This window comes from Dactylosporangium sp. NPDC005555 (genome assembly GCF_040605635.1).
Classification (GTDB): domain Bacteria; phylum Actinomycetota; class Actinomycetes; order Mycobacteriales; family Micromonosporaceae; genus Dactylosporangium.
Genome location: NZ_JBEXDG010000008.1, coordinates 40,320 through 54,201, shown reverse-complemented (window position 1 = coordinate 54,201; position 13,882 = coordinate 40,320). Strand labels below are relative to the sequence as shown.

Sequence of the window (13,882 nt, the reverse complement as noted above, 5' to 3'; positions counted from 1 at the left end):
TGGTCAGCGGCAGGGCGGGCAGCGTGACGACGGCGGCGGGCACCATGTGCTCCGGCAGCCGCGCCGCGAGGTGTGCCCGGATGTCGGCGGTGGTGGCCGGGCCGCTGACGTAGGCGGCGAGGTAGGTGCCGCCGGGTCCGTCCGTGCGGGCGATGACCGCCGCGCCGGCGACGCCGGGGACCGTTGCCAGGGCGGACTCGACCTCGCCGAGCTCGATCCGGAACCCGCGGACCTTCACCTGGTCGTCGGCGCGGCCGAGGTATTCCAGCTCGCCGGTGGCGGTGCGGCGGGCGAGGTCGCCGGAGCGGTACAGGCGTCCGCCGGGCGTGCCGGAGGGGTCGGCGACGAACCGGGCGGCGGTCAGGCCGGGCTGCCCGAGGTAGCCGCGGGCGAGCTGGGGGCCGCCGACGTACAGCTCACCGGCGACACCGTCGGGGACGGGTCCGAGGCCGCTGTCGAGCAGGTGCACGGTGAAGCCCGGCAGGCCGCGGCCGATGACGCTCGCCGGGGCGGTGAGGGCGGCCGCGTCCAGGGGGCGGTGGGTGACGTGGACGGTCGTCTCGGTGATCCCGTACATGTTCACCAGCGCGGGCAGGCCGGGCCGGCGGGCGTGCCAGCCGGCGAGCCGGGCCGGGTCGAGGGCCTCCCCGCCGAAGACGACGCAGCGCAGCGCGAGGTCGGTGCCGGGGCGGTCGGCGTCGGCGGCGGCCAGCTGGTAGAACGCCGACGGGGTCTGGTTGAGCACGGTGACCCGCCGCGCGGCGAGCAGGTCGAGGAAGTCCGCGGGTGAGCGGGACACGTCGTGCGGGACGACGACGAGGCGGCCGCCGTGCAGCAGCGGACCCCACAGCTCCCAGACGGAGAAGTCGAACGAGAACGAGTGGAACATCGTCCACACGTCGGTGTCGCCGAACTCGAACAGCGGCTGCGCGGCGGCGAAGAGCGTGACCACGTCGCGGTGGGTGACGGCGACGCCCTTCGGGGTGCCGGTGGACCCGGAGGTGTAGATGACGTACGCGGTGTTGTCGAGGTGTGCCGGCCCGCAGGGCCGCGCGCCGGTCCCGGCGGCCGTGCCGGGGTCGACCCTGGGCAGCGGCGAGCCGGGCAGGTCGGCCGCGGCGACGACGGCGACCGGTGCGGCGTCGGCGAGCAGGAACGCGATCCGCTCCGCCGGGTAGGCCGGGTCGATCGGCAGGTAGCCGGCGCCGGCCTTCAGCACGCCGAGGGCCGCGACCACCAGGTCGGCGCCGCGCTCCAGCAGCACCGCGACGAGGTCCTCGGGTCCGGCGCCGAGCGCGGCGAGCCGAGCGGCGACGGCGTCGGCGCGGCGGTCGAGCTCCGCGTACGTGAGGTGGTGCGCGCCGGACTCGACGGCGACGGCGTCCGGGGTCTTCGCGGCCTGCGCCTCGAACAGCCCGGCCAGGCCGGCGCCGGCGACCGGTGGCACGGTGGTGGTCGCGAGTGCCGCGGCCGCCGCCGCCTCCCGCGTGGTGAGGACGCTGACGGCGGCGACCGGCGCGGCAGGGTCGGCGGCGAAAGCCTCCAGGACCATGCGCAGGCGGCCGAGGAGCGTGCGGGCCTGCGGCTCGTCGGCGACGTCGGGGCGGTACTTGAGGGTGACCTCGAGGCGGCCGCCGGTCGGCATCACCATGACGGTGAACGGGTAGTGGGTGGAGATCGGCCGCCACACCCGGCCGGTGCGCAGCCCGGAGGCGGCGACCGCGGCGTCGATCGCGGTGGTGTCGAACGGGAACGACTCGAACACGAGCAGGCTGTCGAAGAGCTCACCGGTGCCGAGCGCCTTCTGGATCTCGGCGAGCCCGACGTGCTGATGGTCGAGGAGCGCGGCCTGCTCGGCCTGCAGCCTGCGGGCGAGGTCGGCGACGGGTTCGGCGGGGCGCAGCCGGACACGGACGGGGACGGTGTTGATGAACAGGCCGACCATGTGCTCGACGTCGGGCAGGTCGGCGGGGCGGCCGGAGACGGTCGCGCCGAAGACGATGTCGTCGCGGCCGGTGAGCCGGACCACGACGATGCCCCACGCGGCCTGGGTCAGGGTGTTGAGGGTGACGCCCAGCGACCGGGACAGCTTGCGCAGCGCCGACAGCAGCCGCGGCGGGAGGTCCTCGACGATCTCGGCGGGCAGCACGGGCCGGCTGTCGCGGGCGGCGGGGGCGAGCGCGGTGCCGTCGGTGACGCCGTCGAGGGCGTGCCGCCACACGTCGGCGGACGCGGCCCGGTCCCGGCCGGCGAGCCACGCCAGGTGGTCCCGGAAGGGTCTGGCCGGCGGGAGGTCGGTGCCGCCGCTGTACAGCGTGAAGAGGTCCCGCATGAGCAGCGGCGTCGACCAGCCGTCCAGGACGATGTGGTGGTTGGTCAGCACGAGCCGGTGCCGGTCGGGGCCGAGGGTGAGGACCATGGCCCGCAGCAGCGGTGGTTCGCCGAGATCGAAGCGGGTGGTGCGGTCCGCGGCGAGGATCGCGTCGGCGCGTTCGGGGCCGCCGGGGCCGGTGCAGTCGTGCTCGGTCCACGGCGTCTCCACCGCACGGAGCACGACCTGGACGGGTTCGCCGACGTCGCGGACGAACGCGCTGCGCAGTGCCGAGTGCCGGGCGACGAGCGCGGCGACGGCCCGGCGCATCCGGGCCGCGTCGAACGGCCCGTCGAGGTCGACGACCAGTTGCGCGATGTAGACGTCCACCGCGTCGTCGCCCGCACCGGCACCCTCGTCGAGGGTGGCGTGGAAGAGCAGGCCCTGCTGCAGCGGGGTGAGCGGGACGATGTCCTCGATCGGCGAGGCGGTGTTCATGCGCGCTTCCACTTCGCCTCGAGGGAGTCGATCTGGTCCTGGTCCAGGGACACGAGCGTCAGGTCCGACGGGCTGCGGCCACCGGCGCCGGGGCCCTCGGCGTTGCGGACGAGGGCGCGCAGGGCGTCGCACCACAGGTCGGCGAGGTCGGCGACGGACTGTTCGTCGAAGACGCCGGTGGCGTACATCCAGTGCGCGGTCAGCCGCGGACCGTCCGGGGAGTCCTCGGTGATCGCGTTGACGACGAGCCCCGCCGGGAGCGGCATGTCCGGGTCGTAGGCGGCGTCGAGACCGCCGGTCGGCACGGTCCAGCCGTCGGCGCCGGCGCCGGTGAAGCGGCCGAGGTAGTTGAAGCCGAGCTGCGGCTGCGGCAGCGCTTCGAGGTGCCGGCCGGCCTCTGGGTGCAGGTGCCGCAGGACGCCGAAGCCGATGCCGTGCTCGGGCAGCCCGCGCAGGTGTTCCTTGACCCTGCGGACCGCGGCGCCGGCCGCCGGGCCGCCGGCGATGGCGTCGTCGACGTCGATGCCGTCCAGGTCGACGCGGACCGGGTGCTGGCTGGTGAACCAGCCGACGGTGCGGGACAGGTCGGTGCCGGGAGCGGCGGACTCCTGCCGGCCGTGGCCTTCCAGGAGCACGAGGTTGGACCGGGCGGGGGTGCCGCGGTCGTCGGACCAGGCGGCGACGGCGAGGCCGAGGGCGGCGAGCAGGACGTCGTCGACACCGGCGAAGTGGGCGGCAGGGACGGCGCCGAGGACCGCGCCGGTGACGGCCGGGTCGACGGTCACGGTCACGGTGCGGACGGTCGCCCACGTGTCGGTGGCCGGGTCGGGGCGGCGGGCGCCGAGGACCGGGTCGGGGCCGGCCAGGACGCGCTGCCACACGGGCAGCTCCGCCTGCCGGTCCGCGGCCCGCGCGGTGAGGGCGTTCGCCCAGGTGCGGAACGCGGTCGGCACGGGTGGCAGGGTGACCTGCGCGCCGCTGGTGACGGCCCGCCAGGCGGTGGCGAGGTCCTCGACGATGACCCGCCACGAAACGCCGTCGACGACCAGGTGGTGCGCGACGATCAGCAGCCGGGCGGGGCGCCGCGGTCCTTCGTCGAACCAGACGACCCGCAGGACCGCGCCGTCGGCCGGGGCCAGTTCGGCGGTGGCGGCGGCGAGTTCGGTGCCGTCGCCGGCCCCCTCGACCCGGCGCAGCACCGACGCGGCGGTGACGGTGCCGGCCGGGCGGAACTCGAGCTCCGGTCCGCCCGCGGCGCGGGTCAGCCGGGCCCGCAGCGCGTCGTGCCGGTCGATGACGGCCTGCAGCGTGCGGGTCAGGCCGGCCTCGTCGACGCCGGCCGGGCCGTCGACGTGCACGGACATGCGGTGCCCGTCGCCGAGCGGGCCGCGGGCGGCGAACGAGCGCATGATCGGGGTGAGCGGCACCGCGCCGGTCCCGTCGGTGTCGCCGGCCGCGGTGGTCGCGGTCGTCCGCTCGACGGTGACGACGCGGGCGAGGGCCTCGATGGTGCGGTGGGTGAACACGTCGTTGGGGGTGAGCCGCAGCCCGGCGCGGCGGGCCCGGGCGACGAGCCGGATCGAGACGATGCTGTCGCCGCCGAGGGCGAAGAACGACTCGTCGACCGCGACGCTCTCCCGGCCGAGCAGCTCGGCGAACAGGGTCGCGAGGGTCTGTTCGACGTCGGTCGCGGGCGCCCGCCCGGCCTGTTGCCGCACGGTCACGGCCGGCCCGGTCGAGGGTGCGGGCAGCCGGCGCTTGTCGGCCTTGCCGGACGGCGACAGCGGGACCGCGTCGATGTGTGTGAACGTGGCGGGCACCATGTGATCTGGCAGGGCCGCGGCGACGTGCGCGCGCAGTTGCTCGATGTCCGGGGAGGCGTCCGCGGCGGGCACGACGTAGGCGGCGAGGTAGGTGCCGCCGGGTCCGTCGGTGCGGGCGGCGACGACGGCCTGGGCGACGCCCGGGTGGCGCAGCAGCACGGACTCGATCTCGCCGGGCTCGACCCGGAAGCCGCGGATCTTCACCTGATCGTCGGCGCGGCCGAGGAACTCCAGGGCGCCGCCGGGCAGCCACCGGACGCGGTCGCCGGTGCGGTACAGCCGGTCGCCGGGCGCGCCGAGCGGGTCGGCGACGAACCGGGCGGCGCTCAGTCCGGGGCGGCGCAGGTACCCGCGGGCGAGCTGGACGCCGCCGACGTACAGCTCCCCCGCGACGCCGACCGGGACCTGCCGCAGTCGCTCGTCCAGGACCCGGCAGACGGTGTTGCTGACGGGCATGCCGACCGGGACGGCGCCGGCCGGGGCGACCCCGCCGTCGATCGGGAACAGCAGGCAGCCGACGGTGGTCTCGGTCGGTCCGTACTCGTTGATGACGTCGAACGGCCCGGCGGGTGGGCGCCAGTCGCCGATCGCCTCGCCGCGCAGCGCCTCGCCGGCGATGACCAGGGTGCGCGGTCCGGCGTCGGCGAACCGTACCGCCGACAACAGCGGCAGGTGGCTCGGCGTGATCTTCAGGAAGGTCGCGGCACCGACCGCGTCCGCGATGGCGTCCGGCGAATCCGCGCACAGCTCGAGGGTGCCGCCGGCGACCAGGGTCGACAGCAGCGGCGTGACGGAGAAGTCGAATGAGATCGACGAGTGCATGAGCGTGTGCCCGGACAGGCCGAGGAACCGTTCGCCGGCCCAGGCGAGCTTGTTGCTCAGCGAGCCGTAGGACACGACGACGCCCTTCGGCACGCCGGTGGAGCCGGACGTGTAGATGACGTACGCCGGGTGCTGGGCGAGCAGCGGCGCGACCCGGTCGGCGTCGGTGACGGGGTGTCCCGCGTGCGCGGAGAGGTCGGCGGTGTCGAGGCGGACGACGCGGACGCCGGGGGTGCCGGGCAGCCGGTCGGCGGCGTCCGCGGTGGTGAGCAGCAGGCCCGGCCGGGCGTCGGCGAGCATGAACCGGACCCGGTCGGCCGGGTAGTCGGGGTCGACGGGGACGTAGGCGGCGCCGGCCTTGAGCACGCCGAGGACGGCGACGACCATCTCCACGGAGCGGGGCACGGCGATCGCGACGGTGTGTTCGGGTCCGACGCCGTCGGCGGCGAGGAGCCTGGCGAGGCGGTTGGCCCGCGCGTCGAGGTCGGCGTAGCTGACGTGCCGGCCCTCGGCGAGGACGGCGGTGCCGCGTGGGGTGGCGGCGGCCTGCGCGGCGAACCAGTCCGGCAGCAGCCGGGTCTCGGTCGGTGCGGCGGTGTCGTTCCAGGCGGTGAGGTCGGCGAGCTGCGCGGCGGTGAGCAGGTCGAGGTCTGCGAGGGGCCGGTCGGGGTCGGCGGCGACGGCGTGCAGCAGCACGTCGAGGTGTTCCAGGAGCTGGTCGACGACCGCGGCGGCGTGGCGGGTCTGCGGGTGGTTGGCCTCGACGGTGAGGTCGTCGCCGTCGGTCTCCACGGCGAGGGTGAGCTCGAAGCGGGCCGCGTCGCCGGCGACGTGCCGGCGCACGGCGGTGAGGCCGGCGGCGCGGAACGGTGCGAGGACGGGGCTGCGCTGGGACAGCACGACGTTGAACAGGCCGGCGTCGCCGCGGCTGCGGTCCGGGTCGACGGCGCGGGTGACGTCGTCGAGGGCGACGTCCTGGTGGGCGTACCCGTTGAGGCAGACGCGGCGGGCGCGGGCCAGGAGGGTGCTGAACGTGTCGTCGGGGCGCACGTCCATGCGCAGTGCGATGGTGTTGCCGAGGTAGCCGATCACCTCGTCGCCGCCGGGCAGGTCGCGGTTGACGACGGGCGCGCCGATGACGAGGTCGTCGGCGCCGGTGTACCGGTGCAGGAGTGCGGTGACGGCGGCGAGCAGCACCATGAAGGTGGTGGCGCCGTCGCGGCGGGCGAGTTCGCGCACGAGCCCGGCGGCGCCGGGGCGCAGCGGCCGGGACCGGTCGGCGCCAGCGGTCAGCGCAGCGCCGGTGAGCATCGGCAGGTCGAGCGGTTCGGGCAGGGCCGCCAGATGTTCCCGCCAGTAGGCCAGGCCGGTGCTCTGCGTGGCGGCGGCCCGGTCGGCGGCGAGGGCGACGTCGGTGTACTGCCGGGCCTGCCCCGGGACGACGGTGCCGGTGTAGGCGGCCATCAGCTCGGAGAAGAAGATCGCCGAGGTCGCGTCGTCCCACGCGATGTGGTGGGCGACGAGGACGAACGTCGAGGTCTGCGGGCCGGTGACGATCAGCCTTGCCCGCAACGGCGAGTCGGCGGCCAGGTCGAACGGGGTGGCGGCGAGGGCCCGGCACAGCTCGTCGGCCCGGTCGCCGTCGGCGTCGTGCCGGTCGAACGCGGCCGGCAGGTCACCGTGCACGACCTGGCTGACCTGACCGTCGTCGCCCAGGTGGTACGTGGTGCGCAGGATGTCGTGCCGGGCGACGACCGCGGCCAGGGCCTGCCGCAGCGTGTCCGCGTCGACCGGTCCGGTGAGATCCAGGGCGATGCGGATGTTGTAGCCGACGCTGTCCCGGTCCAGCTGCTGCACCGACCACATCCGCCGCTGCCCTGACGCCAGCGGCCGTTGGCCTGTCCGATCGTCGGCGGGCGGGTCGATCGCGGCGATCGCGGCGGTGAGGTCGCGGGACGCCAGGGTCCGGCGCAGCAGCTCCCGCCGCAGCGCGGCGACGTCCTGGGTGCGGTGCTCGGTGCTCACGTCGTGGCCTTTCCTGAATGTGCGGTGAGACCCGCGACCAGGTCGCGTTTGCTGATCTTGCCGACGGCGGTCAGCGGCATCTCGTCGACGACGACGAGCCGGTCGGGCATCTTGAAGCGGGCCAGCCCGCGTTCGGCAAGGAACGCTTTGACGGCCTTGAGTTTCGGCGGCCCGGTTTCGGTGTTCGGCACGATCACCGCGCACACGGTCTCGCCGAGGACCTCGTCGGGCAGGCCGACGACGGCGACCTGCACGACCGACGGGTGGGCGAGGACCATCTCCTCCAGCTCGCCGGACGGCACCTTCTCCCCGCCGCGGTTGACGACGTCCTTGATGCGGCCCTCGACGACGAGGTGCCCGGTCGGCAGGACCCGCACGAGGTCGCCGGTGCGGAAGTACCCGTCGGTGGTGAACGCGGTCGCGTTGTACGCCTCGGCGCGGTAGTAGCCGCGCAGCGTGTACGGGCCGCGGGTGAGCAGCTCGCCGACCTCCCCGGCCGGCACGTCGGCGCCGTCCTCGTCGACGACGCGGATCTCGTCGGCCGGGCTGAGCGGGCGGCCCTGGGAGATCTCGACGAGGTCCGTGGGGTCGTCGGCGCGGGTGTAGTTGAGCAGCCCTTCGGCCATGCCGAACACCTGCTGCACGGCGCAGCCCAGCGCGGCCGGGATGCGGCGGGCCAGGTCGGCGTCGAGCTTGGATCCGCCGACCTGCAGCAGCCGCAGGCTGGTCACGTCGTGCGGCTGCGCCTCTGCGGCCTCGACCCAGAGGCGGGCCAGCGGCGGCACCAGCGCCGTCACGGTGACCCGCTCCTGCCGGACGAGGTCGAACACCACGTCGGGGCTGGGTGCCGGGGCCATGACGACGGTCGCGCCGACGCCGAGGGCGCCGATGAGGCCGGGGCAGGCGAGCGGGAAGTTGTGCCCGGCGGGCAGTGTCACCAGGTACCGGTCCGCGGCGGTCAGCTCGCACACCTCGGCGCTGGCGCGGGCGTTGTACGCGTAGTCGTCGTGGGTGCGCGGGATGAGCTTCGGCCGGCCGGTGGTGCCGCCGGAGATGAGCAGCACCGCCACCGACGACGCGTCGACGGGCGGGAGCCCGGCCAGCACCGCCGGGTCACCGGCCACAGTGGACAGTGCGGTGTAGGTGCCGGGGTCTCCGGCGACGAGGACGTGCCGCACGCCCGGCACCGCCCGCAGGACCTCGGCGGCGAGGGTCCGGTGGTCGAAGCCCTGCACGACGTCGGCGATGACGTACCCGACGGCCTGGGACAGCTCGGCGAGGTGGGTGATCTCGGCGCGGCGGTGTGCCGGCATCGCCATCACCGGCACCGCCCCGATCCGGGCGAGGGCGAACAGGACGACGACGAAGTCGGCGGTGTTGGGCAGCTGGACGACGAGCCGGTCCCCGGCGCGGATGCCGAGGTCGTGCAGGCCGGCGGCGACCTCGTCGACCCGCTGGTCCAGTTGCGTGTACGTGAGCCGCTGCGGCGCGCCGACCGGCCCGGACACCAGCGCGGTCGACGATCTGTGGGCGCGGGCCCAGTCGCGCAGCAGTTCGCCGAACGTCGCGCCGGTCCAGTACCCGCCGGCGCGGTAGGCGGCGGCGAGGTCGGCCGGCCAGCCGACGGCACCTTCGAGCAGGGTCATGCGGTCACCTCCGGAAGTTCGCCGAGGCCGGCGATGACGTCGTCGTCGCTCATCGCGGCGATCTGCAGGACCACTTCCGCGATCGACTCCAGCCGCCCGGGTCGTTCCTGCCCGCGGGTCAGCTCCGCCGCCAGCCCGGCGACGGTCGGCGCGGCGAACAGCGAACGGACCGACACGGTGCTGGTGTCCAGCAGGTCCCGCAGCCGGGCCACGACGTTGACGGCCAGGACCGAGTCGCCGCCGACGGCGAAGAAGTCGGCGGTGGCACTGATCCGCTCCGCGCCGAGCACCTCCCGCCAGGCCAGGTCGACGACCCGTTCGAGGTCGGTGGCCGGGTCGACGGTGGTGTCGCCGGTCCGGGTCTCGGACACGGCCGCCTCGACGAGCGCGCGTACGGCGCCCCGGTCGATCTTGCCGTTGGCGGTCAGTGGCAGCGCCCCGACGGCCACGATCCGCTCCGGGACCATGTGTGCCGGGAGCGCGTCGCCGAGCCGGCGGCGGACCCTCGCCGCCTCGGCGGACCCGCCGTCGAGGACCGCGGCGGCGGCGAGGATGCCGGGCCGTCCGCCGGCGACGACGGTGCTGGCGGCGCGGACCGCGGGGTCGGCGGCGAGCGCGGCGTCGACCTCGCCGAGCTCGATCCGGTAGCCGCGGATCTTCACCTGGTGGTCGCGGCGGCCGAGGAACTCGATGGTGCCGTCGGCGAGGTAGCGGGCCAGGTCGCCGGTGCGGTACCAGCGCAGCCCGGCGTGCCGCACGAAGCGGTCGGCGGTGCGGTCCGGGTCGCCGCGGTAGCCGCGGGCCACGCCGTCGCCGCCGATCCACAGCTCTCCGGGCACGAAGTCGGGGCAGTCCCGGCCGAGGGCGTCGACGACCCGGCACCGTATGTTGCGCAGCGGCGTGCCGTAGGGCACGGAACGCCAGTCGTCCGGGACGGGCCCGGTCACCTCGCAGATCGTCGAGTGGATCGCGGTCTCGGTGGTGCCGCCGAGCGCGACGAACCGGCAGCCGGGCGCGGCGGCGGAGAGCCGGGCGGGCAGGTCCACGCCGACCCAGTCGCCGCCGAGCAGCACCAGCCGCAGCGTTTCACCGACGTCGGCGCCGCTCGTGAGGAGCATGTCGAGCAGCGCCGGGACGCAGTTGAGCACGGTGACGCCGTGCTCGGCGACGAGCCCGCCCCAGGCGTCCACGTCGCGGCGGTCCTCGGCGACGGTGACGACGGCCCCGCCGACGGTCAGCGGCGCGAACAGGTCGAACACCGACAGGTCGAAGTCGAGGGCGGACACGGCCAGGGTGCGGTCGGCGGGGCCGATCCCGAACCGGTCGATGAGGTCCTCGACGGTGTTCATCGCGGCGCGGTGCGGCACCTCGACGCCCTTGGGTTCGCCGGTCGACCCGGACGTGAACAGGATGTAGGCCAGGTCCTCCTCGTCGACCCGGACCGGCCCGGCGAGGGGTTCCGCGGTCTCGGCCTCGGCGAGCGGCAGCACGTGAGCGCCGGGCCGCCGCCCGGTGGTGTCGGCGAGGACGAGCCGGTAGCCGGCGAGCGCCGCGATCCGCTCGGCGCGGGCGGCCGGCTGTTCGATGCCCACCGGCACGTAGACGCCGCCGGCGGCGAGGACGCCGAGGACCGCGACGACCTGGTCGGCGCCTTTCGGCAGGGACACGCCGACCGGGTCGCCGGGCCGCACGCCGCGTGCGGTCAGGGCGGCGGCGACCCGCAGGGCCCGCTCGCGCAGTTCGCCGTAGGTGACGTGCTCCCGGCCGAGGATCGCGGGTGCGTCGGGGGTGCGGTTGGCGAAGAACCCGTCGTGCAGCAGCCCGTGCCCGCGCGGCCCGGCGGTGGCGTTGGCGTCCGTGCGGCGTTGCGCGGCGGCCGGCGGCAGCAGCTGCGGCACGGGCTGCTGCCAGGCGCCCGGGTCGGTGGCGAGGCGGTGGATGAGCGCCGCGAACGCGGCGAACATCGCGTCGACGACGCCGTCGGCGAAGTGCTCGTCGCGGGTGTCCCAGTTGACCAGCAGCCCGCCGCCGACCTCGGTGACCTGCGCGTCGAGCAGCACCTGCGGTCCCTGGGAGATGATCCAGACCGGATCGCCGAAGTGGGCGGTGACGGTGTCGTCGAACAGTTCGCCGAGGTTGATGGCGCTGGTGAACACGACCGGGGCGAGGACCTGCTCACCCCGGGCGCGGGTGAGGTCGCGCAGCACCTCGACGCCGGTGTGGTCGGCGTGGGCGGCGTCGGCGTGCATGCGGCCCTGGATCTGCCGGGCGCGGCTCAGGAAGTCCGCGGGCCGGCCGAGGTCGACCTCGAGCAGGACGGAGCTGGTGAAGTCGCCGACGATGTCGCCGACCTCGGGGTGCAGTGGTTCCCGGCCGAACAGCGGCACGTTGAGCAGGAAGCGGGGTTCGGCGCTCCAGCCGCCGATCGTCTCGGCGAAGGCGGTGGCCACGGCCATCGCGACGGTGATGCCGTGGGCGCGGGCCGCGCCGGCCAGCGCCTGCCGTTCGGTGCCGGGCAGCATGATCGCGCGGCGGGCGATCCGGGTCGAGGTGGCCGCGCCGGGGCGGGTGACCAGTGGCAGCACGGGTGCGCCGGGCAGGGTCGGCAGCCGGTCGCGCCACCAGTCGGCGGCCGCGCGGGCGGCGGCGGACCGGGCGGGCGGCGCGGCCTCGCGGTACCGGCGGTAACTGTAGCCGGGTGCGGGGCGGTCCTCGTCGGGCCGGGCGTAGGCGCGGGCCAGGTCGGCGAGCACGATCCGGTAGCTGACGGCGTCGGCGGCGACCATGTCGACGTCGAGGTGCAGCCGGGTCCGGCCACCGGGCAGCAGGCTCAGGGCGGTCGAGAACACCTCGCCGCCCTCGATGTCGAGCATCTGGTGGGAGTTGGCGTCGCGGATGGCCTCGAGGCGGGCGGCGCGTTCGTCGTCGGTGAGGTCGCGCAGGTCATGGACGGTCAGGCCGCGCCAGCCGGAGGTGCCGGCGATGCGCTGCCGGCCGTTGTCGGTGATGACGACCCGCAGCATGTCGTGCCGGTCGATGAGCCGTTCGACGGCGCGGCGCAGGTCGTCGGGGCGTACGTCGGCGCCGTCGAACTCGGTGTACAGGTGGGCCGCGACGCCGCCGAGCCGTTGCCCGCCGCCGCGGCCGACCCAGTACGCGTGCTGCAGGACCGCGAGGGGGAACGTGTCGTCGCCGGAGGCGGCGGGCTCGACGGTGTCGGCGGGCGCGACCGGGCGGCGGTCGTCGAGGAGCTTGGCCCAGCCGTCGAGGGTCGGGTTCTCGGCCAGCTCGGCGAAGTTGACCTCGATGCCGTCCTGCCGCCAGTCCCGCACGAGCCGCATGAGGGCGATCGACTCCAGCCCGAGCTCGAACAGGTTGGTGTCGGCGGCGATGTCCTCGGGCTCCTCCTCGGTCAGCTCCGCGGCGACCAGCCGCAGGCGCTCGAGCGTCCCGGTGTCCTTCATGGGCGCGGGTTCCGGTGCGGCGGGCACCAGGAAGCGCGACATGCTCTGGAACTTCTCCCGGGTCTCCTCCAGTTCCCGTTCCGGCGTGGACATCGCGATGATGCCGGCGCCGGCGCGCAGCCACGTCCGGCCGTTCTGGACGAACAGCGTCCTCAGTACCAGGGCGGCGTCCAGCGCACCGGTGGAGTCGACGACGAGGACGGCGCCGCTGTAGAGGCCGCGGTGACCGTCGTGCCGGGCGATCGCGTCGAGCGCCTCGGCCTTCGGGATGCCGGAGGCGGTGACGGCGGGGAACAGCGCGGCGAGGGCGTGCCAGCTGTTGCGGTCGTCGGTGAGCCGGCCGTGGACGCGGGAGCCGAGGTGTTGGACGCTGCCGCGTTCCTTGATGTCCATGAGGCCCTCGACGACGACGGACCCGGGCCGGCTCACACCGCGCAGCTCCTCCTGGGCCAGCTGCACGGAGATCGCGTGCTCGAAGATCTCCTTCGGGTCGTGCCGCAGCTCGGCGCGGCGGGCCCGGTCCTGCGCCGGGTCGCCGGTGAGCCGTCGGGTGCCGGCGAGGGGCTGGGTGCAGATGCTGCCGTCGGCGGCGACCTCGACGACGGTCTCGGGGCTGAACCCGACGGCGCTCAGCCCGCCCAGGTCGAACAGGTAGGACCTGGCGGGACTGTTGCCGCGCCGGCCGGCGACGTACGTGGCGGGCAGGTCGACCGCGCCCGGCACCGGCACGACCCGGGACAGGATCACCTTGCGCAGGTCGCCGGCGTGGATCTCGGCGACGGCGTCGGCGACGGTCGCCCGGAAGCGGTCGGCGTCGATGTGGGTGACGTCGAGCTCGGCCTGCGGCGGGGCCCAGACCGGCGTGCCGGCGGCGGCGAGCGCGTCCCTGGCAGGCCCGGGTTCACCGGTCAGCAGCACGCCGCCGGCCGCGTCGATCTCCACCTCGTACCGTGGGATGAACAGATGCAGCAGGGTCTGCTCCCCGGCGTCGGCGGGGCGGCCGTGCAGCAGGAACGACAGCTCGAACGCGGCCCAGCCGTACGCGCGCCAGGTCTCCTGCGGCAGCCCGGCGAGGATCTCCGCGACCTGTTGCAGGGGCTCGTCGCCCAGCGGTGTGACGCGTTCGCCGTCCGCGGTGGTGAGCCGGATCTCGTGGCGGTTCATCCGCAGCTCGGCGGCGGGCGCGGTGGCGAACCGCCACCGGCCGGCCTGCTCGTGGACCAGGTAGGGCGCCGTCGCCGCGCGGGCCAGCGCACCGACTGCGGCCAGCGCGTCGGGCACGGTGGTGGTCAT

4 protein-coding genes (1 of these 4 running past the window's edge) are annotated in these 13,882 nt (G+C 75.2%); all 4 read right to left on the bottom strand.

The window, feature by feature from the left end; all coding sequences use genetic code 11:
• Tightly spaced (each overlapping or abutting the next), the 4 genes in view from ABZS58_RS11625 to ABZS58_RS11610 form a layout consistent with a single transcriptional unit that may run on beyond the window.
• Window positions 1-2,809 carry the 5' portion of an amino acid adenylation domain-containing protein gene (locus tag ABZS58_RS11625; protein ID WP_354780250.1) on the bottom strand. It extends 12,647 nt beyond the left edge of the window, so 2,809 of the gene's 15,456 nt are visible here — the first part of the coding sequence; the start codon lies at window positions 2,807-2,809; its stop codon lies beyond the left edge, outside the window.
• Window positions 2,806-7,479, bottom strand: a complete 4,674-nt coding sequence (locus ABZS58_RS11620; RefSeq protein ID WP_354780248.1) for an amino acid adenylation domain-containing protein — start codon at window positions 7,477-7,479, stop codon at window positions 2,806-2,808. Before ABZS58_RS11620 ends, ABZS58_RS11625 begins: the two co-directional genes overlap by 4 nt.
• A complete protein-coding gene (locus tag ABZS58_RS11615; protein ID WP_354780246.1) occupies window positions 7,476-9,125 on the bottom strand; it encodes an AMP-binding protein in 1,650 nt (549 codons plus the stop codon). Before ABZS58_RS11615 ends, ABZS58_RS11620 begins: the two co-directional genes overlap by 4 nt.
• The gene (locus ABZS58_RS11610; protein ID WP_354780244.1) at window positions 9,122-13,882 is read right to left on the bottom strand and encodes a salicylate synthase; all 4,761 of its coding nucleotides are present in this window, start codon (window positions 13,880-13,882) and stop codon (window positions 9,122-9,124) included. Before ABZS58_RS11610 ends, ABZS58_RS11615 begins: the two co-directional genes overlap by 4 nt.

What these genes read in the sequence shown, in the direction of transcription:
- ABZS58_RS11615 (WP_354780246.1), bottom strand. Translation starts at nt 9,125, where the DNA reads ATGACCCTGCTCGAAGGTGCCGTCGGCTGGCCGGCCGACCTCGCCGCC.
- ABZS58_RS11610 (WP_354780244.1), bottom strand. Translation starts at nt 13,882, where the DNA reads ATGACCACCACCGTGCCCGACGCGCTGGCCGCAGTCGGTGCGCTGGCC.